Consider the following 23,101-nt stretch of genomic DNA (forward strand, 5'->3'; position numbering starts at 1 on the left):
ACCCACTTCAGCGCCGCGTGTACAGTCGTACTCCTGCTTGAGGGAGAGCGGCGCGATCGAGCGTCCTCGCTCAGCAGCAACCAAACTCGTCAGATCCTATCCGGGGTCACTCTCTGCATGTCCGCAGATGAGTGGTCAGGGAGACGGAAAAAGCCTGGTAGAGTTTGAAACACCGAAGGGAAGCGCCCGGAGGAAAGCCGCGAGAGAGTCTCTCGGGTGAGTACAAAGGAAGCGACCGTTCCTTGAGAACTCAACAGCGTGCCAAAAATCAACGCCAGATATGTTGATACCCCGTCTCCGGTCATCACGACCGGGACGAGGTTCCTTTGAAATACACAGCGAGGACGCTGTGAACGGTCGGATCATTCCTCCGACTGTTCCGCTCTCGTGGTGCTCACCGGCTGAATTAATTTTCTGGCCGAGTAAACATTCACGGAGAGTTTGATCCTGGCTCAGGACGAACGCTGGCGGCGTGCTTAACACATGCAAGTCGAACGATGAACCTCCTTCGGGAGGGGATTAGTGGCGAACGGGTGAGTAACACGTGGGCAATCTGCCCTTCACTCTGGGACAAGCCCTGGAAACGGGGTCTAATACCGGATACGAGGTTCGGAGGCATCTTCGAACTTGGAAAGCTCCGGCGGTGAAGGATGAGCCCGCGGCCTATCAGCTTGTTGGTGAGGTAGTGGCTCACCAAGGCGACGACGGGTAGCCGGCCTGAGAGGGCGACCGGCCACACTGGGACTGAGACACGGCCCAGACTCCTACGGGAGGCAGCAGTGGGGAATATTGCACAATGGGCGAAAGCCTGATGCAGCGACGCCGCGTGAGGGATGACGGCCTTCGGGTTGTAAACCTCTTTCAGCAGGGAAGAAGCGAAAGTGACGGTACCTGCAGAAGAAGCGCCGGCTAACTACGTGCCAGCAGCCGCGGTAATACGTAGGGCGCAAGCGTTGTCCGGAATTATTGGGCGTAAAGAGCTCGTAGGCGGCTTGTCACGTCGATTGTGAAAGCCCGAGGCTTAACCTCGGGTCTGCAGTCGATACGGGCTAGCTAGAGTGTGGTAGGGGAGATCGGAATTCCTGGTGTAGCGGTGAAATGCGCAGATATCAGGAGGAACACCGGTGGCGAAGGCGGATCTCTGGGCCATTACTGACGCTGAGGAGCGAAAGCGTGGGGAGCGAACAGGATTAGATACCCTGGTAGTCCACGCCGTAAACGGTGGGAACTAGGTGTTGGCGACATTCCACGTCGTCGGTGCCGCAGCTAACGCATTAAGTTCCCCGCCTGGGGAGTACGGCCGCAAGGCTAAAACTCAAAGGAATTGACGGGGGCCCGCACAAGCGGCGGAGCATGTGGCTTAATTCGACGCAACGCGAAGAACCTTACCAAGGCTTGACATATACCGGAAACATCCAGAGATGGGTGCCCCCTTGTGGTCGGTATACAGGTGGTGCATGGCTGTCGTCAGCTCGTGTCGTGAGATGTTGGGTTAAGTCCCGCAACGAGCGCAACCCTTGTTCTGTGTTGCCAGCATGCCCTTCGGGGTGATGGGGACTCACAGGAGACCGCCGGGGTCAACTCGGAGGAAGGTGGGGACGACGTCAAGTCATCATGCCCCTTATGTCTTGGGCTGCACACGTGCTACAATGGCCGGTACAATGAGCTGCGATACCGTGAGGTGGAGCGAATCTCAAAAAGCCGGTCTCAGTTCGGATTGGGGTCTGCAACTCGACCCCATGAAGTCGGAGTCGCTAGTAATCGCAGATCAGCATTGCTGCGGTGAATACGTTCCCGGGCCTTGTACACACCGCCCGTCACGTCACGAAAGTCGGTAACACCCGAAGCCGGTGGCCCAACCCCTTGTGGGAGGGAGCTGTCGAAGGTGGGACTGGCGATTGGGACGAAGTCGTAACAAGGTAGCCGTACCGGAAGGTGCGGCTGGATCACCTCCTTTCTAAGGAGCACATAGCCGACTGCAAGCAAATGTCTTGCACGGTTGCTCATGGGTGGAACGTTGATTATTCGGCCGGTACCAGGGTCGAAGGCTTGCCAGTACTGCTCTTCGGAGCGTGGAACGCATGATCTTCGGACAGGGACCGGCCGGGCACGCTGTTGGGTATCTGAGGGTACGGCCGAATACGGCTGCCTTCAGCTGCCGGCCCCAGTGCACTCGAACCGTAAGAGTTCGGGGTGATGGGTGGCTGGTCGTTGTTTGAGAACTGCACAGTGGACGCGAGCATCTGTGGCCAAGTTTTTAAGGGCGCACGGTGGATGCCTTGGCACCAGGAACCGATGAAGGACGTGGGAGGCCGCGATAGTCCCCGGGGAGTCGTCAACCAGGCTTTGATCCGGGGGTTTCCGAATGGGGAAACCCGGCAGTCGTCATGGGCTGTCACCCACTGCTGAACACATAGGCAGTGTGGAGGGAACGAGGGGAAGTGAAACATCTCAGTACCCTCAGGAAGAGAAAACAACCGTGATTCCGGGAGTAGTGGCGAGCGAAACCGGATGAGGCCAAACCGTATGCGTGTGAGACCCGGCAGGGGTTGCGCGTGCGGGGTTGTGGGATCTCTCTTCTGTCGTCTGCCGGCGGCAGGACGAGTCAGAAACCGTTGATGTAGGCGAAGGACATGCGAAAGGTCCGGCGTAGAGGGTAAGACCCCCGTAGTCGAAACGTCAGCGGCTCGTTTGAGAGACACCCAAGTAGCACGGGGCCCGAGAAATCCCGTGTGAATCTGGCGGGACCACCCGCTAAGCCTAAATATTCCCTGGTGACCGATAGCGGATAGTACCGTGAGGGAATGGTGAAAAGTACCGCGGGAGCGGAGTGAAATAGTACCTGAAACCGTGTGCCTACAAGCCGTGGGAGCGTCGGAATGTGCTTGCACATTCTCGTGACTGCGTGCCTTTTGAAGAATGAGCCTGCGAGTTTGCGGTGTGTTGCGAGGTTAACCCGGGTGGGGAAGCCGTAGCGAAAGCGAGTCCGAACAGGGCGCTTCAGTAGCACGCTCAAGACCCGAAGCGGAGTGATCTAGCCATGGGCAGGTTGAAGCGGAGGTAAGACTTCGTGGAGGACCGAACCCACCAGGGTTGAAAACCTGGGGGATGACCTGTGGTTAGGGGTGAAAGGCCAATCAAACTCCGTGATAGCTGGTTCTCCCCGAAATGCATTTAGGTGCAGCGTCGTGTGTTTCTTGCCGGAGGTAGAGCACTGGATAGGCGATGGGCCCTACCGGGTTACTGACCTTAGCCAAACTCCGAATGCCGGTAAGTGAGAGCGCGGCAGTGAGACTGTGGGGGATAAGCTCCATGGTCGAGAGGGAAACAGCCCAGAGCATCGACTAAGGCCCCTAAGCGTACGCTAAGTGGGAAAGGATGTGGAGTCGCAGAGACAACCAGGAGGTTGGCTTAGAAGCAGCCACCCTTGAAAGAGTGCGTAATAGCTCACTGGTCTAGTGATTCCGCGCCGACAATGTAGCGGGGCTCAAGCGTACCGCCGAAGTCGTGTCATTCATACAAATAGCCCCAACGGGTGTATGGATGGGTAGGGGAGCGTCGTCTGCCGGGTGAAGCAGCACCGGAAGGTAGTTGTGGACGGTTGACGAGTGAGAATGCAGGCATGAGTAGCGATACAAACGTGAGAAACGTTTGCGCCGATTGACTAAGGGTTCCTGGGTCAAGCTGATCTGCCCAGGGTAAGTCGGGACCTAAGGCGAGGCCGACAGGCGTAGTCGATGGATAACCGGTTGATATTCCGGTACCCGCTGTGAAGCGTCAAACATCGAGCATCGTGATGCTAAGGCCGTGAAGCCGCCCTTGATCTCTTCGGAGTGATGGGGAGTGGTGGAGCCGCTGAACCAAGCGGTTAGTAGGTGAGTGATGGGGTGACGCAGGAAGGTAGTCCATCCCGGGCGGTGGTTGTCCCGGGGTAAGGGTGTAGCCCGAGTGGTAGGCAAATCCGCCACTCATACAGGGTGAGACCTGATGCCGAGCCGATTGTGGTGAAGTGGATGATCCTATGCTGTCGAGAAAAGCCTCTAGCGAGTTTCATGGCGGCCCGTACCCTAAACCGACTCAGGTGGTCAGGTAGAGAATACCGAGGCGTTCGGGTGAACTATGGTTAAGGAACTCGGCAAAATGCCCCCGTAACTTCGGGAGAAGGGGGGCCACATCCGGTGACGAGTCTTGCACTCCGAGCTGGGGGTGGCCGCAGAGACCAGCGAGAAGCGACTGTTTACTAAAAACACAGGTCCGTGCGAAGCCGTAAGGCGATGTATACGGACTGACGCCTGCCCGGTGCTGGAACGTTAAGGGGACCGGTTAGCTCACTTTCGGGTGGGCGAAGCTGAGAACTTAAGCGCCAGTAAACGGCGGTGGTAACTATAACCATCCTAAGGTAGCGAAATTCCTTGTCGGGTAAGTTCCGACCTGCACGAATGGCGTAACGACTTCTCGACTGTCTCAACCATAGGCCCGGTGAAATTGCACTACGAGTAAAGATGCTCGTTTCGCGCAGCAGGACGGAAAGACCCCGGGACCTTTACTACAGTTTGATATTGGTGTTCGGTTCGGCTTGTGTAGGATAGCTGGGAGACTTTGAAGTCCACACGCCAGTGTGGGTGGAGTCGTCGTTGAAATACCAGTCTGGTCGTGCTGGATGTCTAACCTGGGTCCGTGATCCGGATCAGGGACAGTGTCTGATGGGTAGTTTAACTGGGGCGGTTGCCTCCTAAAGGGTAACGGAGGCGCCCAAAGGTTCCCTCAGCCTGGTTGGCAATCAGGTGTTGAGTGTAAGTGCACAAGGGAGCTTGACTGTGAGACCGACGGGTCGAGCAGGGACGAAAGTCGGGACTAGTGATCCGGCGGTGGCTTGTGGAAGCGCCGTCGCTCAACGGATAAAAGGTACCCCGGGGATAACAGGCTGATCTTCCCCAAGAGTCCATATCGACGGGATGGTTTGGCACCTCGATGTCGGCTCGTCGCATCCTGGGGCTGGAGTCGGTCCCAAGGGTTGGGCTGTTCGCCCATTAAAGCGGTACGCGAGCTGGGTTTAGAACGTCGTGAGACAGTTCGGTCCCTATCCGCTGTGCGCGTAGGAGTCTTGAGAAGGGCTGTCCCTAGTACGAGAGGACCGGGACGGACGAACCTCTGGTGTGCCAGTTGTTCTGCCAAGGGCATGGCTGGTTGGCTACGTTCGGGAGGGATAACCGCTGAAAGCATCTAAGCGGGAAGCCTGCTTCGAGATGAGGACTCCCACCCACTTGATGGGGTAAGGCTCCCAGTAGACGACTGGGTTGATAGGCCAGATATGGAAGCACCGTGAGGTGTGGAGTTGACTGGTACTAATAGGCCGAGGGCTTGTCCTCAGACGCTCGCGTTCACTGTGTTGGTTCTGAAACCACGAACAGCCCCATACCCGCACGAGGGTGTGGTGTGGCGTTCACAGTTTCATAGTGTTTCGGTGGTCATAGCGTGAGGGAAACGCCCGGTTACATTCCGAACCCGGAAGCTAAGCCTCACAGCGCCGATGGTACTGCAGGGGGGACCCTGTGGGAGAGTAGGACACCGCCGAACTCCTTTTGAAGCTCCGGCTCTTGGGCACTGCCCAGGGGCCGGAGCTTTTTTGCGTTGAGGTAGGGTCGGGGAGCATCGTTGGCTCGTTTCGCACAGGAGGCCCCCGGGTGGAGGTCCAGGAGACCCGTGTCCAGACGGACCGGGTCCTCACCATCCCCAACATCCTCAGCATGGCCCGGCTCGTCGGCGTACCCGTCTTCCTGTGGCTGATTCTCCGGCCGGAGTTCGGTGGCCCCAAGAGCGACGGCTGGGCCCTCCTCGTGCTGGCGTTCAGCGGGGTCAGCGACTATCTGGACGGCAAGCTCGCGCGCCGCTGGAACCAGATCAGCAGCCTCGGCCGGCTCCTCGACCCCGCCGCCGACCGGCTGTACGTCCTCTCCACGCTGCTGGGGCTCACCTGGCGGGAGATCCTGCCGCTGTGGCTGACCGCCCTCCTGCTCGCGAGGGAGTTGGTCCTCCTGGTGATGGTGGGCATCCTCCGCCGGCACGGCTATCCGCCGCCGCAGGTGAACTTCCTCGGCAAGGCGGCCACGTTCAACCTCATGTACGCCTTCCCGCTGCTGCTGCTCAGCGACGGCACGGGCTGGATCGCGTCAGTCGCCGCCGTTTTCGGATGGGCGTTCGCCGGATGGGGTACAACCCTGTATTGGTGGGCAGGAGTGCTCTACGTGGTACAAGTCCGCCGTCTCGTTCGTGCGGACGCCATGGCCGATTGAGCTCGGCGATTGTCCGGACGTATCTCTCCGATGGCCTGCCGCGGAAAAGTACGCGACAATCTTGACGGGTGAAGTCGGCTAGACCGTCGTCTCTTGGAGGAGGACGCTTCCGACATGAAGGCCGTCGTGATGGCCGGAGGCGAAGGCACGCGCCTGCGCCCCATGACCTCAAGTATGCCCAAGCCGCTCCTGCCCGTGGCGAACCGCCCGATCATGGAGCATGTGCTACGGCTACTCAAAAGGCATGGGCTCTCCGAGACCGTGGTCACCGTGCAGTTCCTGGCGTCGCTCGTCAAGAACTATTTCGGTGACGGCGAGGAGCTCGGAATGGAGCTCACCTATGCCAATGAGGAGAAGCCACTCGGTACCGCCGGAAGCGTCAAGAATGCCGAAGAGGCGTTGAAGGACGACGCTTTCCTGGTGATCTCCGGTGATGCCCTGACGGACTTCGACCTCACGGACCTCATCAATTTCCACAAGGAGAAGGGCGCGCTGGTCACCGTCTGTCTGACCCGCGTGCCGAATCCGCTGGAGTTCGGCATCACCATTGTCGACGAGGAAGGCAAGGTCGAGCGCTTCCTGGAGAAGCCGACCTGGGGTCAGGTCTTCTCCGACACCGTCAACACGGGCATCTACGTCATGGAGCCCGAGGTGTTCGACTACGTCGAGGCCGATGTGCCCGTCGACTGGTCCGGCGACGTCTTCCCGCAGCTGATGAAGGAAGGCAAGCCGGTCTACGGCTATGTCGCCGAGGGCTACTGGGAGGACGTGGGCACCCACGAAAGCTATGTGAAGGCGCAGGCCGACGTCCTGGAGGGCAAGGTCAACGTCGATATCGACGGGTTCGAGATCTCGCCGGGCGTCTGGGTGGCCGAGGGTGCGGAAGTGCATCCCGACGCCGTACTGCGGGGGCCGCTCTACATCGGTGACTACGCCAAGGTCGAGGCCGGCGCGGAAATCCGCGAGCACACCGTCGTCGGCTCCAACGTGGTCGTCAAGAGCGGCGCCTTCCTGCACAAGGCCGTCGTCCACGACAACGTGTACGTCGGACAGCACAGCAATCTGCGCGGCTGCGTCGTCGGCAAGAACACCGACATCATGCGCGCCGCGCGGATCGAGGACGGCGCCGTCATCGGCGACGAGTGCCTCATCGGTGAAGAATCGATCGTTCAGGGCAACGTCCGGGTCTACCCGTTCAAGACGATCGAAGCCGGCGCCTTCGTCAACACGTCGGTCATCTGGGAGTCCAGGGGCCAGGCCAATCTGTTCGGGGCCCGCGGCGTCTCCGGCATCCTGAACGTGGAGATCACGCCCGAGCTGGCCGTACGGCTCGCCGGCGCGTACGCGACGACACTGAAGAAGGGCTCCACGGTCACCACGGCCCGCGACCACTCCCGCGGTGCCCGCGCGCTGAAGCGAGCGGTGATCTCGGCGCTCCAGGCCAGCGCCATCGACGTACGGGACCTGGAGAACGTGCCGCTGCCCGTGGCGCGGCAGCAGACCGCGCGCGGCAGCGCCGGCGGGATCATGATCCGTACCTCGCCCGGCGTGCCGGACTCCGTCGACATCATGTTCTTCGACGGCAACGGGGCGGACCTCTCCCAGGGCAGCCAGCGCAAGCTCGACCGGGTGTTCGCGCGCCAGGAGTACCGGCGGGCGTTCCCCGGTGAGATCGGCGACCTCTACTTCCCGGCGAGCGTCTTCGACTCGTACACGGGATCGCTGCTGCGGAACGTCGACACCACGGGGATCGAGGACTCCGGTCTCAAGGTCGTCGTGGACGCCTCCAACGGCAGCGCCGGCCTGGTGCTGCCCAGTCTGCTCGGCAAGCTCGGTGTGGACTCGCTGACCATCAACCCCGGCCTGGACGAGTCCAGGCCCACCGAGACGGCCGAGGTGCGGCGCAAGGGGCTGGTGCGGCTCGGTGAGATCGTGGCGTCCTCCGGTGCCGCGTTCGGCGTGCGGTTCGACCCCGTGGGCGAGCGGCTGTCGCTCGTCGACGAGAAGGGCCGGATCATCGAGGACGACCGGGCCCTGCTCGTCATGCTCGACCTGGTCGCCGCCGAGCGGCGCAGCGGACGGGTGGCGCTCCCGGTGACCACGACCCGGATCGCCGAGCAGGTGGCCGCCTATCACGGCACCCAGGTCGAGTGGACCACCACCTCTCCCGACGACCTCACGCGCGTGGGAGGCGAAGAGGGCACCATCTTCGGCGGCGACGGCAAGGGCGGCTTCATCATCCCGGAGTTCAGCAGTGTGTACGACGGCACGGCGGCCTTCGTACGGCTGATCGGGCTGGTGGCGCGGACGCAGCTCACCCTGAGCCAGATCGACGCCCGGATCCCGCGGGCGCACGTCCTCAAGCGGGACCTGGCGACCCCATGGGCCGTCAAGGGTCTGGTGATGCGGCGCGTCGTCGAGGCGGCCGGGGACCGCTCTGTCGACACGACGGACGGTGTCCGGGTCGTGGAGACCGACGGACGCTGGGTGATGGTGCTGCCCGACCCGGCCGAGGCGGTCACCCACCTGTGGGCGGAAGGGCCGGACGACGCGTCCGCGCAGTCCCTGCTGGACGAGTGGTCGGCCGTCGTGGACAGCGCCGGACGATAGGCCCCGCACGGCCGGACGATAAGCCCCGCACGGCCGCAGGACGGTACGGCCCGGCGTCCACGCGCGCGTGCCGGACAAGTGCCCCCAAGGGGGCCTGTCCGGCATGCCGGTGGGGCCGTTCGGAGGTACTCCCGGCGACATGCGACGATGTGCGGCATGCCGCAGCAACCCCCCGTTCGGAGCAGCCCCACGCGGCCGCGGCGTCCGGACGCCTCCATGTCGTTGATCACCAACGTCATGGACCACAGCCTGGACGACGGGTATGCCGAGGCCGCCGCCCGGAAGACGTCCGAGGACGGAGGCGGTCTGCCGAAGACCCTCAGGGCGAAGCTGGGCCTGGCCGTCGGTCTCGTCCTGACGGCACTCGTCGTCACCGTCGGGGCGGCCCAGGCGCACCACGCCGCGCCCGTGGTGGCCAAAGAGCGGACGGAACTGATCGACCGCGTCGACAGCGAGACGGCGTCCGCGGACAAGCTGCAGACCACGGTCGACAAGCTGCGTGACGACGTCAGCGCACAGCAGCGGGCAGCCCTGAAGCAGAGCGGCGGCAGCGCCCAGGCGGACCTCGTGGGCCTGTTGTCGGGCGCCACGGCCGTGCACGGCCCCGGTGTGAAGCTGGTCGTGAACGACGCCAAGGAAGCCAGCACCGGTGGCGACGGCACCAACCCGCGTGAGACGTCCGGTTTCTCCGACACCGGGCGGGTGCGCGACCGGGACATGCAGCGGGTGGTCAACGGGCTGTGGGCCTCCGGCGCCGAGGCCGTGTCCATCAACGGCCAGCGGCTGACGTCCCTGTCCGCGATCAGGGCCGCGGGAGACGCGATACTGGTCGACAACAGGCCGCTGGTGCCGCCGTACACGGTGCTGGCGGTGGGGGACGGGGAACGGCTGAGCACCCGCTTCCAGGACAGTGCCGACGGTCTCTACCTGCACGCGCTGGAGCAGAACTACGGCATCCGGGCCACCATCTCCACCGAGGGCGACGTCCGGTTGCCTGCGGCACCGAGCGTGATCGTACGCACCGCGCAGCCGACCACCGAGAAGACTGAGAAGGGCACATCGTGATCGCCGTACTGGGCCTCGTCGTGGGAGTCGTGGCCGGACTGTTGGTCCGGCCCGAGGTTCCGGCGGTCGTCGAGCCTTATCTGCCGATCGCCGTCGTCGCGGCGCTGGACGCCGTGTTCGGCGGCCTGCGGGCCATGCTCGACGGCATCTTCGACGACAAGGTGTTCGTGGTGTCGTTCCTCTCGAACGTGGTGGTGGCCGCGCTGATCGTGTTCCTGGGCGACAAGCTCGGTGTCGGCGCCCAGCTGTCCACCGGGGTCGTGGTCGTGCTGGGCATCCGCATCTTCTCCAACGCCGCGGCGATCCGCCGGCACGTCTTCCGGGCGTGAGGCCGATGAGCGAGAAGGACGAGCAGCCGGAGAACAGGCTGCGCAGGGAGCTGCCCGACGAGGTGCCCGCGCCCGCCCCGCGCGCCGAGGTCCCGGAACCGGCAGGGGGCGGGGACGACCGGGACACGCCCGGGGGACCCGGGAAGCCCGAAGGGGCGCCGGAGCCGGAGGAGACTCTGACCGGACGCGGACGGCTGCTGAAGGGCCTGTGGCCGCCGCGGCTCACCCGCGCCCAACTGATCGTCGCGCTCCTGCTGTTCGGCCTCGGCTTCGGTCTCGCCGTGCAGGTGGCGTCGAACAGCGACACCGACAGCGCGCTGCGGGGCGCGCGCCAGGAAGATCTCGTCCGCATCCTCGATGAACTCGACGACCGCACACAGCGTCTCCAGGACGAGAAGCAGGGACTCGAAAAGCAGCGCCAGGAGCTGCAGAGCAGCTCCGACCAGGCATCGGAGGCCCGCAGGCAGACGGCCGAGAAGGAGAAGCAACTCGGCATTCTGGCAGGCACCGTGGCGGCGCAGGGCCCCGGCATCACGATGACCATCGAGGACACGAAGGGGACGGTCCAGGCGGACATGCTGCTCGACGCGGTCCAGGAGCTGCGCGCGGCCGGCGCGGAGGCGATCCAGGTGAACGGCGTACGCGTGGTCGCCGGCACCTATCTGACGGACTCCGGCAAGAGCGTGAGCGTCGACGGGAACAAGATCAGTGCCCCGTATCGTTTCAAGGTCATCGGGAAGCCGCAGGACCTGGAGCCGGCGCTGAACATTCCCGGAGGCGTGGTGCAGACGCTGGAGAAGGAGCAGGCCACGGTGACGGTCGAGCGATCGACCAAGATCGTCGTGGATGCCTTGCGGCAGGCGAAGCGGCCTGACTACGCTCGGTCGTCCTCGCGGTGACCCGCCGGTGCATGGGGGGTGTCCGGCAGGGGCATGAGGTTGCGGGGGGTCGGCGCACCGAAGAGGTGGTGCGTGGTGGAAACTGTTTGGCGGATACGGACGTTGTGAGGATGTCCGGGTCGGCCGGTGTAGGCAATCAGGGTTCGTCCTGCCCCACGGGCGGGTCTGTTTCGGTCAAGGGGAATCGCCCGTGAAGTTGTTTGCGAAGTTGTTCGGCAAGAGCGCGCGAGAGGACAGCGACAACGCGACCGCTCGTCATCGCGCACAGCCTGACGCAGAGGGGCAGCGCCCCCTGTTCCGCGACCAGGTCGCTGGTCCGGGCGGTGACATTTCCGGAGGTCAGGGCGCGGCGTCTGTTGACCCTGCGCAGTCCGGCGGCATAGGTTTCGGGCAACCGTCAACCTCAAGTACGGGTGGAGGGTTTGGTCCCGGCCCGTACGCGTCCAATGCCCCGGCGGGGCAGCCGCGGCAGGAGGATCCGTCCATGTCGGTCCTGGTGTGTACGAGGTGCGGTAACCGCAACGCGGAGAACGCCCGGTTCTGCTCCAACTGCGGTGCGCCCCTGCGGGCGGGGGCGACGCCGGAGCGGCCGTCGGAGACGACGTCGACCATCTCCATCTCCGGCCTTGAGGCGTACGACGCCGAGGTGACCGGTCAGACGCAGATGCCGATGCTCTCCCCGGAGGCGCAGGCCGCGGTGGACGCACTGCCGCTGGGCTCGGCGCTGCTGGTGGTGCGCCGCGGGCCGAACTCGGGCAGCCGCTTCCTGCTGGACGGCGACCTGACCACGGCCGGCCGGCATCCGCAGAGCGACATCTTCCTGGACGACGTCACGGTCTCGCGCCGCCACGTGGAGTTCCGGCGCTCACCGGACGGCTCGTTCACGGTGGCCGACGTGGGCAGCCTGAACGGCACGTACGTCAACCGCGAGCGGATCGACCAGGTCGCCCTGTCGAACGGTGACGAGGTGCAGATCGGTAAGTACCGGCTGGTGTTCTACGCGAGCCGGCAGGGCATCTGACCGTCCCCCGGACCCGGTTCGGGGGACCCGAGGGAAGGTCCATGCTGCGATCACCGAGCGGCGGTGCCGGAAGTGGTACCGCCGCCAGGGACAGTGGGCTGATGAGCATCGGCACGGTGCTGAACGTGCTGCGTGACGAATTCCCCGAAGTCACCATCTCCAAGATCCGCTTCCTGGAGTCCGAGGGGCTCGTCGAACCGCAGCGGACCCCTTCGGGTTACCGCAAGTTCAGCGCCGGGGACGTCGAGCGCCTCGGTCACGTCCTGCGGATGCAGCGGGACCACTATCTGCCGCTCCGGGTCATCCGCGAGCACCTGGACGCCATGGAGCGGGGCGAGGCGGCCCCGCTGCCGCTGGTGGGGCGACAGCGGATCGGCGAGGCCGTACCGGAACCGTCCGAGGCGCCCGTGGCGCCCGCGGTGGCCAGAATCGGGCGGGCCGACCTGCTGGCCGCCGCCGGCATCGACGAGGGCACGCTCCAGGAGTGGGAGTCGTACGGGCTCATCGCCCCTGTGCAGGACGGGGCGTACGACGCGGAGGCGGTCACCGTGGCCTCGCTCGTCGCCGAGCTGGGCCGCTTCGGGATCGAACCGCGCCACCTGCGGGTGATGAAGGCCGCCGCCGACCGCGAGGCGGGCCTGGTCGACCAGGTGGTGGCCCCCCTGAAGCGCCACCGCAACCCGCAGACCAGGGCTCATGCCGAGGAGCGGACGAAGGAGCTGGCGGCGCTCGCCGTCAGGCTGCACGCGGCGCTGGTGACGACCGCGCTCGGGATCCGGCTGCCCTGACGAGGCCGCGGGGGCCCATGGTCCGCCCGCACGGCCGGATCGGCCACCTGTTCCCGGCCCGACTACCCAAACGTCCCGAGCACGGCCTAGGGTTGCTGTGTGAACGAGCTCGATGTCGTAGGTGTCCGGGTGGAAATGCCCTCCAACCAACCGATCGTGCTCCTGCGCGAAGTGGGAGGCGACCGCTACCTCCCCATCTGGATCGGGCCGGGGGAGGCGACGGCGATCGCCTTCGCCCAGCAGGGCATGGCCCCCGCCAGGCCGCTGACCCACGACCTGTTCAAGGACGTGCTGGAGGCCGTCGGCCAGGAGCTGACCGAAGTGCGCATCACGGACCTGCGTGAGGGCGTCTTCTACGCGGAGCTGGTGTTCGCCAGCGGGGTCGAGGTGAGCGCGCGCCCCTCGGACGCCATAGCGCTGGCCCTGCGGACCGGCACGCCGATCTACGGCAGCGACACCGTGCTCGATGACGCGGGCATCGCGATCCCGGACGAGCAGGAGGACGAGGTGGAGAAGTTCCGCGAGTTCCTCGACCAGATCTCGCCCGAGGACTTCGGCACCAGCAGCCAGTGACGGACGCGGCGGCACACGCCGACGCGATGGCACATGCCGACGGTCTTTGAGAGCGTCCTACGGCCCCCCGCGAGCGCATTCGGCTAGCCTTTCCCCGCGGTGGGACACGGGAAACCACTCCTAGGGTGATTATCACTCGGCGTGCCGAGTGTGGCGATCGTTGACGCACCCCCGGTGACTGCCTACCGTCGAGAGGGCAGGTCAAGTGACGGAGGTCGGCGTGAGAAGCAGCGGCGACGGTACGGCTGGGGGTGCCCCCGGACGCGTATTCGGGGAGAGCGGTCCGTACCCGCTTCACGGCAGCGCGGCCGATCACGCTCCGCAGCGACCGACGGCGGTGCCGAACGGCGGAGGGGCGGCGTCCATGACGTCCGAGCAGATCGGCTACCGGGGCCCCACGGCCTGTGCGGCCGCCGGCATCACCTATCGGCAGCTCGACTACTGGGCCCGCACGGGCCTCGTCGAGCCGAGCGTACGGCCCGCGTACGGGTCGGGCACACAGCGTCTGTACAGCTTCCGGGACGTTGTCGTCCTGAAGATCGTCAAGCGATTCCTGGACACCGGGGTCTCCCTGCAGAACATCCGGTCGGCCGTGCTGCACCTCAGGGAATGCGGCTTCCGCGACCTGGAGCGCATGACGCTGATGAGCGACGGCGCCACCGTCTACGAGTGCACGTCCCCGGACGAGGTCCACGCCCTGCTCCAGGGTGGTCAGGGCGTCTTCGGGATCGCCGTGGGCGTGGTCTGGCGGGACGTGGAGAGCGCCCTCTCCCAGCTGCACGGTGAGCGGATCGACACCGGGGAGACCCTCGTAGGTCCCAACCCGGCGGACGAGCTGGCCAGGCGGCGCAACCGGGCGGTCTGAAGGGCGCCACCCGGTACCGGGCCGTTGTCAGTGGTGTGGTGCAGCATCGGAGATGTGAGAAACGCGCCCACGATCCTGCATCTCGACATGGATGCCTTCTACGCCTCGGTGGAGCAGGCGGCGAAGCCGAGCCTGCGGGGGAAGGCCGTCGTCGTGGGCGGGCTCGGGCCGCGCGGAGTGGTGGCCACCGCGTCGTACGAGGCGCGGGTGTTCGGGGTGCACTCGGCGATGCCCACGGCCCAGGCGCGTCGGCTGGCACCGAACGCCGCGTACCTCGTGCCGCGGTTCGCGGTGTACCGGTCGATCAGCGAACAGGTGATGGCGCTGCTGGGGCAGCTGTCGCCGCTGGTGGAGCCGCTGAGCCTGGACGAGGCGTTCGTGGACCTGGAGGCCGGGGGAGCGGCCTGGGACGAGGAGTCGGCGCGACGGACCGGGGTGAAGCTGCGCGCGGACATCCGGGCGGTCACCGGGCTCACGGGGTCGGTGGGGCTCGCCGCGTCCAAGATGCTCGCGAAGATCGCCTCCGAGGAGGCCAAGCCGGACGGGCTGAGGCTGATCGAGCCGGGCTCCGAGCGGGCCCTGCTCGGGCCGATGCCGGTGCGGACCCTGCCCGGCGTGGGGCCGGCGACCGGCGACCACCTGCGGCGGGCCGGGATCACCACGGTCGAGGAGCTGGCCGAGGCGGGTGAGGACGAACTGGTACGACTGCTCGGGAACGCGCACGGGCACGCGCTGTACGCGATGGCGCTGGCGCGCGACGACCGGCCCGTGGTGTCCGACCGCGAGACCAAGTCGGTGTCCGTGGAGGACACCTACGACGTCGACATCCACGACCGGCTGCGGGTCGGCATGGAGGTGCGGCGGCTCGCGGAGCGGTGCGTGCGGAGGCTGCGCGAGGCCCGGCTGTCGGGGCGGACGATCGTGCTGAAGGTGCGGCGGTACGACTTCTCGACCCTGACGCGGTCCGAGACGCTCCGTGGGCCCACGGACGATCCGGCGGTCGTCCGGGAGGCGGCCGCGCGGCTGCTGGAGTCCGTGGACACGACGGGCGGGGTACGGCTGCTCGGGGTGGGAGTGACCGGGCTCGCCGACTACACGCAGGAGGACCTGTTCGCCCAGGCGGCGGGGGAGGGCGGGGCGGAGCCGGCGGAGGAGGTCGTGGCCGAGCCCTCGGCGGCGGAACTGGCGCCGGCCGCCGAGCGTCACTGGCGGGCCGGCCAGGATGTGCGGCACGCCGAGCACGGCCAGGGGTGGGTGCAGGGCAGCGGCGTCGGCAGGGTCACCGTGCGGTTCGAGACGCCGTACTCGGGGCCGGGGCGGGTCCGGACGTTCCCGGCGGACGAGGTTCTGCTGGAGCCGGCGGAACCGCTGCCGCTGGTTCCGGACGGCCCCCTTGCCTATCCACCCGCCCGACTCGGTACGTCGAACACCGACCGACACGGGGCTCCGCCCCGGGCCCCGTCACCCCACCCGCCCGAGCCCTCGACCGACACCCACGCAACGGAAACGCGCTCGACCGGGACGGCCGCGGTGCGCCGAGCCGGTTGAGGGGTAAAGGCCCGGCCGGGGCACGGGCGACCGGAATAGGGGTGGTCAGGGGTTTTCCGGGCCTGCCAGTTTGCCGAAGGTGTGGTCCGGGACGGAAGGGGGTGGGGCCACGTCCAGGCCGTAGTGGTGGTACAGCTGGAGTTCCTGTTCGGGGGAGAGATGGCGGCCGACGCCGAAGTCGGGGGCGTCCTTGATCAGGGCGCGGTCGAAGGGGACGTGCAGGGAGCCCTCGACCAGCTCGCTGGGCTCCAGGGGGACGAACGCGTCCCGGGAGAAGAGTCCGGTCCGTATGGCCGCCCACTCGGGCACACCGGTCGCGTCGTCGAGGTACACCTCGTCGATGGTGCCCAGTTTGGTGCCGGAGCGGTCGAACGCCTTGCGGCCGATCAGGTTGCGCGGATCGATGTCGGTCTGCACGGTCCTTCTCCCTCCACGTGGTCGCAACTCATCCGTAAGCACTACAAAAGAGCACATTCAAGGACGCGGCCACTCGAAGGCTCGTGCGCCGCACCCGCTGGTACCCTGGCAGCGGCTGCTGACCCCGCGCGGGAGAGTCCTCCGACCACTTCGGAGGCGCCGAAGGAGCAAATCCTCCCCGGAATCTCTCAGGCTCACGTACCGCACGGACGAGGTCACTCTGGAAAGCAGGGCGGGCGTCGACGGCTTCCGCTCTCACCGACGGTGAAAGCCGGGGCCTTCGGGCGCCCGGTGAAGCTCTCAGGTTGAGATGACAGAGGGGGAGGCCGTCGGGGTACCCGTGCCGGGGTGCCCCTCGAAGGTCGCGTCAGACCAGGAGGCCTCCGCAATGACCGCCCATCGCATTCCGCTCTCGGATCTCGAAGCGGGCATCCCCTTCGAGCAGCGCCACATCGGCCCGGACCACGAGGCGCGGGCCAAGATGCTCGCCCACGTCGGCTACGGCTCCCTCGACGAGCTGACCGCCGCCGCGGTCCCCGACGTCATCAAGAACGCCGACGCCCTGGACCTGCCGGGCGCCCGCACCGAGGCCGAGGTGCTCGAAGAGCTGCGCACCCTCGCCGACCGCAACCAGGTCCTCGGCTCCATGATCGGCCTGGGCTACTACGGGACGTTCACGCCGCCCGTCATCCTGCGCAACGTCATGGAGAACCCCGCCTGGTACACGGCCTACACGCCGTACCAGCCCGAGATCTCCCAGGGCCGCCTTGAGGCGCTGCTGAACTTCCAGACCGTGGTCGCCGACCTGACCGGTCTGCCCACGTCCGGTGCCTCGCTGCTCGACGAGGGCACCGCGGCCGCCGAGGCCATGGCGCTGTCGCGCCGCATGGGCAAGAACAAGAAGGGCCTGTTCCTGGTCGACGCGGACACGATGCCGCAGACCATCGCCGTGATCGAGACCCGCGCGGAGCCGACCGGCGTGGAGATCGTCGTCGCCGACCTCAGCGACGGCATTCCGGCGGACATCGCCGCACGCGAGATCAACGGCGTGCTGCTCCAGTACCCGGGCGCCTCCGGTGCCGTACGCGACCTCAAGCCCGTCATCGACCAGGCGCACGAGCTGGGCGCGCTCGTCACCGTCGCCGCCGACCTCCTCGCGCTCACCCTGCTGGCCTCGCCCGGTGAGCTGGGCGCGGACATCGCCGTCGGCACCACCCAGCGCTTCGGCGTGCCCATGGGCTTCGGCGGACCGCACGCCGGCTACATGGCCGTGCACGAGAAGTTCGCCCGCAGCCTGCCCGGCCGGCTCGTCGGCGTCTCCGTGGACGCGGACGGCCACAAGGCCTACCGGCTCGCCCTGCAGACCCGCGAGCAGCACATCCGCCGCGAGAAGGCCACCAGCAACATCTGCACCGCCCAGGTGCTGCTCGCCGTGATGGCCGGCATGTACGCCGTCTACCACGGCCCCGAGGGGCTGCGGGCCATCGCCCGGCGGACCCACCGGTACGCCACGATCCTCGCCGCCGGTCTGCGGGCGGGCGGCGTCGAGGTCGTCCACGGCGCCTGGTTCGACACCCTGACCGTCAAGGTCGCGGGCCGGGCCGCCGAGGTCGTCGGCGCCGCGCGCGAGGGCGGCGTCAACCTGCGCCTCGTGGACGGCGACCTCGTCTCGATCGCCTGCGACGAGACCACCACGCGCGCCCAGCTCCGCGCTGTGTGGTCCGCGTTCGGCGTGGACGGCGCCATCGACGCGCTCGACGCCGCCACCGAGGAGGTACTGCCCGAGGCGCTGCTGCGCACCGACGACTACCTCACCCACCCGGTGTTCCACGAGCACCGCTCCGAGACCGCCATGCTGCGCTACCTGCGCAAGCTGGCCGACCGGGACTACGCGCTGGACCGCGGCATGATCCCGCTGGGCTCCTGCACGATGAAGCTCAACGCGACCACCGAGATGGAGCCGGTCACCTGGCCCGAGTTCGGCCAGCTGCACCCCTTCGCCCCCGCCGAGCAGGCACAGGGCTACCTCACCCTCATCCACGAGCTGGAGTCGCGGCTCGCCGAGGTCACCGGCTACGACAAGGTGTCCCTGCAGCCGAACGCCGGATCCCAGGGCGAGCTGGCCGGCCTGCTCGCCGTGCGCGGCTACCACCGCGCCAACGGCGACGAGCAGCGCACCGTCTGCCTCATCCCGTCCTCCGCGCACGGCACCAACGCCGCCAGCGCCGTGATGGCCGGCATGAAGGTCGTCGTCGTCAAGACCGCCGAGGACGGCGAGATCGATGTCGAGGACCTGCGGGCGAAGATCGAGAAGCACCGCGACGAACTCGCCGTGCTGATGATCACCTACCCGTCCACGCACGGGGTGTTCGAGGAGCACGTCGCCGACATCTGCGCCCAGGTCCACGAGGCCGGCGGCCAGGTCTACGTCGACGGAGCCAACCTCAACGCCCTGGTCGGCCTCGCCAAGCCCGGCCACTTCGGCGGCGACGTCTCCCACCTGAACCTGCACAAGACCTTCTGCATCCCGCACGGCGGCGGCGGTCCCGGCGTCGGCCCGGTCGCCGTACGGTCGCACCTGGCGCCGTACCTGCCGAACCACCCGATGCAGCCGGAGGCCGGCCCGGCCACGGGCGTCGGCCCGATCTCCGCGGCCCCCTGGGGCAGCGCGGGCATCCTGCCGATCTCGTGGGCGTACGTCCGCCTGATGGGCGGCGAGGGCCTGAAGCGGGCCACGCAGGTGGCCGTGCTCTCCGCGAACTACATCGCCAAGCGCCTGGAGCCGCACTTCCCCGTGCTCTACACCGGCCCCGGCAACCTGGTCGCGCACGAGTGCATCATCGACCTGCGCCCGCTGACCAAGGCGACCGGCGTGAGCGTGGACGACGTGGCCAAGCGGCTCATCGACTACGGCTTCCACGCGCCGACCATGTCCTTCCCGGTGGCCGGCACGCTGATGATCGAGCCGACCGAGTCCGAGGACCTCGCCGAGATCGACCGGTTCTGCGACGCGATGATCGCCATCCGCGCTGAGATCGAGAAGGTCGGCGCCGGCGAGTGGCCCGCGGAGGACAACCCGCTGCACGGCGCGCCGCACACCGCGGCCGCGCTGGGCGGTGAGTGGGAGCACGCCTACACCCGCGAGGAGGCCGTCTTCCCGGCCGGTGTCTCGGCCGCCGACAAGTACTGGCCGCCGGTGCGCCGGATCGACCAGGCGTTCGGCGACCGCAACCTGGTGTGCTCGTGCCCGCCGCTGGACGCGTACGAGGACTGAGACGCCCCGCGCACAGCCCTGGCGGCTGAACTGCCGTTCGAGGCCCCCGTCCGGATCCGCCGGGCGGGGGCCTCGCCCGTGTCAGGCGGTGGCCAGCGCCACCTCGGTCGACTTGATCAGGGCGATCACGGAGGAGCCCACGAAGAGACCGAGGTCCTCGGCCGCCTCCTTCGTGATCGCCGCCGTGACCTCGGTGCCGTCCAGGGCGATCTTCACGGTGGCCATGACCTCGCCGATCGCGAGGTGGGTGATCGCGCCGGACAGCCGGTTGCGGATCGACAGGCCCTCGACCGGGCCGGTGGCGAGGGACACCTCGGTGGACTTCACCAGGGCGCGGACGGCCGAGCCCGGGGTGAGGCCGAGGTCCTCCACGGCCTCCAGGGTGACGGCCGCCGTGAGGTCGTGGCCGGCCGCCAGACGGATCTTGACGGTGGCCATGACCTCACCGGGGTGTACGGCGGTCACGGTGCCGGGGAGCTGGTTGCGGATGCTCAGGGTCATGGGCACCCACCGTACGGCTCGTGTCCGGTCAGGCCGGGTATGCGTGCGTCTGCGTCGCCTTGACGGTCGCCCAGACCGACGCGCCCGGGTGCAGGTCCAGCTCGGCGGCGGCGACCGTGGTGAGGTCGGCGGCGAGGGGAAGACCGCCGGTGAGATCGGCGCGGATCTGGTCGCCGTGCGTCTCCAGGCCGGCGACCTCGCAGCGCCACAGGTTGCGGGCGCTCGCCCCGGTCGGCCGGTCGCGGAACAGGGTGACCGCGCCCGGCGGGAACGCCACGAACACCGGCCCGGACAGGTCCTCGGTGGTGGTGATCACGGGGCCCGCGTCGAGCCGTACCGTGTGCCCGTCGGCGTGCCCGCGGTACAGGTTGAGGCCGACGAGCTGGGCGATGTAGTCCGTGCGCGGGCGGCGGGCGATGTCGGATGGGGCGCCCTCCTGCACAACGTGTCCGTCCTCGACCACGACGAGCCGGTCCGCCAGCACCATCGCGTCCAGCGGGTCGTGCGTCACGAGTACGGCGACGGCCTCGAACTCGGCGAGATGCCGGCGCAGCTGGGCCCGGATCTCCAGGCGCGTCCGCGCGTCCAGGGCGGCCAGCGGCTCGTCCAGCAGCAGCAGGCGGGGGCGGGTGGCCAGCGCGCGGGCCAGCGCGACCCGCTGCGCCTGGCCGCCGGAGAGACGGCGCGGCTTGGCTCCGGCGTGGCCGGCGAGGCCCATGCGCTCCAGCCAGACGGCGGCCTGCGCGCGGGCCTCGGCCTTGCCGGCGCCGTGGCAGCGCGGGCCGAAGGCCACGTTGTCCAGCGCGGACAGGTGTGGGAAGAGCAGATAGTCCTGGAAGACGACCCCGACCGGGCGGGACTCGGGCGGGGTGCGCTCCAGCGAGGCGCCGTCCAGCCGCAGATGGCCCTCGGTGAACGGGACCAGACCGGCGAGGGCGCGCAGGGCGGTCGTCTTCCCGGCCCCGTTGGGGCCCAGCAGCGCGACCACGTCACCGGGGGCGGCGGCCAGGTCGACGTCGAGCCGGAAGGAGCCGCGCTCGACCACGAGCCGGGCATCGAGTCCCTCAGCGCCGCATGCGGCGGCCGGGGCGCCGGTCGGGGGCGCGGCGTCCGCGGCGGACGTCACCTTGGGTGCTCGCGTCATGTCAGACCCCCGTCATCCAGCGGTCGCGCAGGCCCGCCAGCACCGCGATCGACACGGTGAGCAGGACCAGGCTGAGGGCGATGGCGGCGTCCGGGTCGTTCTGAAGAGCGAGATAGACGGACAGCGGCATGGTCTGGGTGCGGCCGGGGAAGTTGCCCGCGAAAGTGATCGTCGCCCCGAACTCACCGAGCGCGCGCGCCCAGGCCAGGACGGCGCCCGCGGCGATGCCCGGCGCGATCAGGGGCAGCGTGACCCGGCGGAACGCGGTGAACCGGGACGCGCCGAGCGTGGCGGCCGCCTCCTCGAAGCGGGGGTCGGCAGCACGCAGGGTGCCCTCGACGCTGATGACCAGGAAGGGCATCGCGACGAACGCCTCCGCGAGCACCACGCCCGTGGTGGTGAACGGCAGGGTGATCCCGAACCAGGCGTCCAGCCACTGCCCGATCACCCCGTTGCGGCCCAGGGCGAGCAGCAGGGCCACACCGCCGACCACCGGCGGCAGCACGAGGGGCAGGGTGACCAGGGCCCGCACGAGACCCCGGCCGGGGAATTCGGTGCGGGCCAGGAGCCAGGCGAGGGGCACGCCCAGGACGAGGCTCACCGCGGTCGCGGACGTCGCGCTGACCAGGGAGAGCCGGAGCGCCTGCCACACTTCGGCGCTGGTGAGCTGGTCCGGCAGGCTGTGCCAGGGCGCGCGGATCAGCAGCGCCAGCAGGGGCAGCAGCAGGAACGCCAGCGCCAGGACCCCGGGGAGCAGCAGCGGCAGCGGCACTCCGCGCCGGCCGCCGCGGCCACGTCGGCGCCGCGTCCCGCCGGGGAGGTGGCGGGCCGCGGCGCCGGGCTTGTCGAGCGAGGTCATGCCTTGAGGAATCCGTCCTCCGCCAGCACCTTCTGGCCCTCGGCGGACCGCACGAACGCGATGAAGGCCTTGGCGGCCGCCGCGTTCTTCCCGTTCTTCAGCCGGGCGATCGGGTAGTCGTTGACCGCCTCGGCGGACTCGGGGAACTCCACGCCCTGCACCTTGTCACCGCCCGCCTTCACGTCCGTCCGGTAGACCACGGCGGCGTCGGCCTCCTTCAGCTCCACCTTGGTCAGGGCGCTTTTGACGTCCTGCTCGTAGGAGACCGGCGTGAGCTTGAGGTGACTGGCGTCCAGGGCCTTCTGGGCGGCCGCGCCGCAGGGCACGGTCTTCGCGCACAGGACGACCTTGAGGCCGGACCCGGTGAGGTCCTTCAGGGAGGACACCTTGTGCGGGTTGCCGGGCACGGTGGCGATCTCCAGCTGGTTGCGCACGAACGTGACGGGAGCGCCGGCCGTGTCCTTCTCGCCCGTCACGATCGCCATCGTCTTAGGGCTGGCGGAGGCGAAGACGTCGGCGGGCGCGCCGCTGGTGATGTTCGCGGCGAGGCTGTCACTGCCGCCGAAGCTGAAGCTGACCTTGGTGCCCGGGTGCTGCTTCTCGAACTCCTTGCCCAGCGTCGTGAAGCCCTCCTGGAGGGAGGCCGCCGCGAACACGGTGACGGTGCCGGAGATCTTCCCGGAACCCGACGTGTCCGACGCGCCGGACGATCCGGAGTCGCCGGAGGAGGAGCAGGCACTGAGCGCCAGCAGGGCGGCGGCCCCGGCACCGGCCAGCTGCAGGGTCCGGATCCGGTGCACGGAACGGGTCGTCACGGAGGTACTCCTCGGCATCTGGGGAACAGCGTCGCGCCCTGCCACGGCCGGGTGCCGGCCGTGTGCCGATAATACTGCCGCATCTGCTACCCAGAAGTCT

16 protein-coding genes, 3 rRNA genes and 1 riboswitch are annotated in these 23,101 nt (G+C 67.5%); of the genes, 14 read left to right on the top strand and 5 right to left on the bottom strand.

What is annotated here, in order from left to right; all coding sequences use genetic code 11:
• Positions 1-429: 429 nt before the first annotated feature.
• The 13 genes from DBP14_RS30140 (at position 430) to DBP14_RS30200 (ending at position 15,991) form a co-directional block, all read left to right on the top strand.
• Positions 430-1,957 (top strand): 16S ribosomal RNA (locus tag DBP14_RS30140).
• Between the two features lie 290 nt (positions 1,958-2,247).
• Positions 2,248-5,369, top strand: a 23S ribosomal RNA gene (locus DBP14_RS30145).
• Positions 5,370-5,460: 91 nt separating this feature from the next.
• Positions 5,461-5,577: ribosomal RNA gene (gene rrf, locus DBP14_RS30150) — 5S ribosomal RNA — on the top strand.
• Together the 16S, 23S and 5S rRNA genes form the textbook arrangement of a ribosomal RNA operon.
• Positions 5,578-5,684: 107 nt before the next feature.
• Positions 5,685-6,293 carry a CDP-alcohol phosphatidyltransferase family protein gene (locus DBP14_RS30155; protein ID WP_129310452.1) on the top strand — a complete coding sequence of 203 codons (609 nt, stop codon included), beginning with the start codon at positions 5,685-5,687 and terminating at the stop codon, positions 6,291-6,293.
• A 114-nt stretch (positions 6,294-6,407) separates the two neighbouring features.
• On the top strand, positions 6,408-8,903 hold the full coding sequence (locus tag DBP14_RS30160) for a mannose-1-phosphate guanyltransferase (protein ID WP_129310454.1): 2,496 nt from the start codon (positions 6,408-6,410) through the stop codon (positions 8,901-8,903).
• Between the two features lie 147 nt (positions 8,904-9,050).
• Positions 9,051-9,968 (top strand): DUF881 domain-containing protein, encoded by a 918-nt coding sequence (locus DBP14_RS30165; RefSeq protein WP_129310456.1) that lies wholly within the window; start codon positions 9,051-9,053, stop codon positions 9,966-9,968.
• Complete coding sequence (locus tag DBP14_RS30170; protein WP_003988855.1) at positions 9,965-10,297, top strand: small basic family protein; 333 nt, start codon at positions 9,965-9,967, stop codon at positions 10,295-10,297. Before DBP14_RS30165 ends, DBP14_RS30170 begins: the two co-directional genes overlap by 4 nt.
• A gap of 5 nt (positions 10,298-10,302) precedes the next feature.
• Positions 10,303-11,196: a DUF881 domain-containing protein gene (locus DBP14_RS30175; RefSeq protein ID WP_129310458.1), complete on the top strand. Its 894-nt coding sequence runs from the start codon at positions 10,303-10,305 to the stop codon at positions 11,194-11,196.
• Between the two features lie 190 nt (positions 11,197-11,386).
• On the top strand, positions 11,387-12,217 hold the full coding sequence (locus tag DBP14_RS30180) for an FHA domain-containing protein (RefSeq protein ID WP_206739379.1): 831 nt from the start codon (positions 11,387-11,389) through the stop codon (positions 12,215-12,217).
• Positions 12,218-12,258: 41 nt separating this feature from the next.
• Positions 12,259-13,005 carry a MerR family transcriptional regulator gene (locus DBP14_RS30185; RefSeq protein ID WP_129310462.1) on the top strand — a complete coding sequence of 249 codons (747 nt, stop codon included), beginning with the start codon at positions 12,259-12,261 and terminating at the stop codon, positions 13,003-13,005.
• Between the two features lie 99 nt (positions 13,006-13,104).
• The gene (locus tag DBP14_RS30190; RefSeq protein WP_026253112.1) at positions 13,105-13,578 is read left to right on the top strand and encodes a bifunctional nuclease family protein; all 474 of its coding nucleotides are present in this window, start codon (positions 13,105-13,107) and stop codon (positions 13,576-13,578) included.
• Positions 13,579-13,798: 220 nt separating this feature from the next.
• A complete protein-coding gene (locus DBP14_RS30195) occupies positions 13,799-14,443 on the top strand; it encodes a MerR family transcriptional regulator (protein ID WP_129310464.1) in 645 nt (214 codons plus the stop codon).
• Between the two features lie 54 nt (positions 14,444-14,497).
• A complete protein-coding gene (locus DBP14_RS30200; RefSeq protein ID WP_129310466.1) occupies positions 14,498-15,991 on the top strand; it encodes a DNA polymerase IV in 1,494 nt (497 codons plus the stop codon).
• Between the two features lie 45 nt (positions 15,992-16,036).
• Here DBP14_RS30200 and DBP14_RS30205 read toward each other — a convergent pair whose 3' ends face one another.
• Complete coding sequence (locus DBP14_RS30205; protein WP_206739380.1) at positions 16,037-16,408, bottom strand: PRC-barrel domain-containing protein; 372 nt, start codon at positions 16,406-16,408, stop codon at positions 16,037-16,039.
• A 119-nt stretch (positions 16,409-16,527) separates the two neighbouring features.
• Positions 16,528-16,622, top strand: a riboswitch (glycine riboswitch).
• Positions 16,623-16,796: 174 nt separating this feature from the next.
• Here DBP14_RS30205 and gcvP point away from each other — a divergent pair.
• On the top strand, positions 16,797-19,682 hold the full coding sequence (gene gcvP / locus DBP14_RS30210) for an aminomethyl-transferring glycine dehydrogenase (protein ID WP_129310470.1): 2,886 nt from the start codon (positions 16,797-16,799) through the stop codon (positions 19,680-19,682).
• Between the two features lie 81 nt (positions 19,683-19,763).
• Here gcvP and DBP14_RS30215 read toward each other — a convergent pair whose 3' ends face one another.
• From DBP14_RS30215 to modA, 4 genes are read right to left on the bottom strand one after another with little or no spacing between them, the layout of a single operon-like run.
• Positions 19,764-20,183 carry a TOBE domain-containing protein gene (locus DBP14_RS30215; protein WP_129310472.1) on the bottom strand — a complete coding sequence of 140 codons (420 nt, stop codon included), beginning with the start codon at positions 20,181-20,183 and terminating at the stop codon, positions 19,764-19,766.
• Between the two features lie 28 nt (positions 20,184-20,211).
• On the bottom strand, positions 20,212-21,327 hold the full coding sequence (locus tag DBP14_RS30220) for an ABC transporter ATP-binding protein (RefSeq protein WP_129310474.1): 1,116 nt from the start codon (positions 21,325-21,327) through the stop codon (positions 20,212-20,214).
• A 1-nt stretch (position 21,328) separates the two neighbouring features.
• Positions 21,329-22,186, bottom strand: coding sequence for a molybdate ABC transporter permease subunit (gene modB / locus DBP14_RS30225; protein ID WP_129310476.1), 858 nt, complete (start codon positions 22,184-22,186; stop codon positions 21,329-21,331).
• A complete protein-coding gene (gene modA, locus DBP14_RS30230) occupies positions 22,183-23,001 on the bottom strand; it encodes a molybdate ABC transporter substrate-binding protein (protein ID WP_241741069.1) in 819 nt (272 codons plus the stop codon). The genes modB and modA overlap by 4 nt, the downstream gene beginning before the upstream one ends.
• Positions 23,002-23,101 lie beyond the last annotated feature (100 nt).

It is taken from the genome of Streptomyces sp. L2 (assembly GCF_004124325.1).
Lineage (GTDB): Bacteria > Actinomycetota > Actinomycetes > Streptomycetales > Streptomycetaceae > Streptomyces.